Source organism: Leyella stercorea (assembly GCF_021531355.1).
Taxonomy (GTDB): domain Bacteria; phylum Bacteroidota; class Bacteroidia; order Bacteroidales; family Bacteroidaceae; genus Prevotella.
This window is the reverse complement of sequence record NZ_JADYTS010000218.1, coordinates 1-370: the sequence shown is the minus strand read 5'-3', so window position 1 is coordinate 370 and position 370 is coordinate 1. Positions and strand designations below refer to the sequence as shown.

Sequence of the window (370 nt, the reverse complement as noted above, 5' to 3'; positions counted from 1 at the left end):
ACCGGTGATTGGGGCTAAGTCGTAACAAGGTAGCCGTACCGGAAGGTGCGGCTGGAACACCTCCTTTCTGGAGTACGAGATTCCACTATTAAGGTCAGCAAAGACTCATAAGGCTTAAGGATGCCTATCAAGGCTCAGTAAGGCTTAATAGAGTTATGGTTTGGTTGACTTCTCCCACGCTTCTTGGCGCACTGTCTTACTAAATCTTACTGGGGGATTAGCTCAGTTGGCTAGAGCGCTTGCATGGCATGCAAGAGGTCATCGGTTCGACCCCGATATTCTCCACCATCCCTTTAAAAGGGAAACGATCTTTGACATATTGATACAAGCAAAACTGTAAGTTAAATTAATAACAACAGCTGAAAGTATG

1 tRNA gene and 1 rRNA gene are annotated in these 370 nt (G+C 45.4%); both read left to right on the top strand.

Going from position 1 to position 370, the window contains the following annotated elements:
- Positions 1 to 67 (top strand): 16S ribosomal RNA (locus tag I6E38_RS15150); the annotation flags it as partial.
- 144 nt (positions 68 to 211) lie between these two features.
- Positions 212 to 288: transfer RNA gene (locus tag I6E38_RS15145), tRNA-Ala, on the top strand.
- Positions 289 to 370 lie beyond the last annotated feature (82 nt).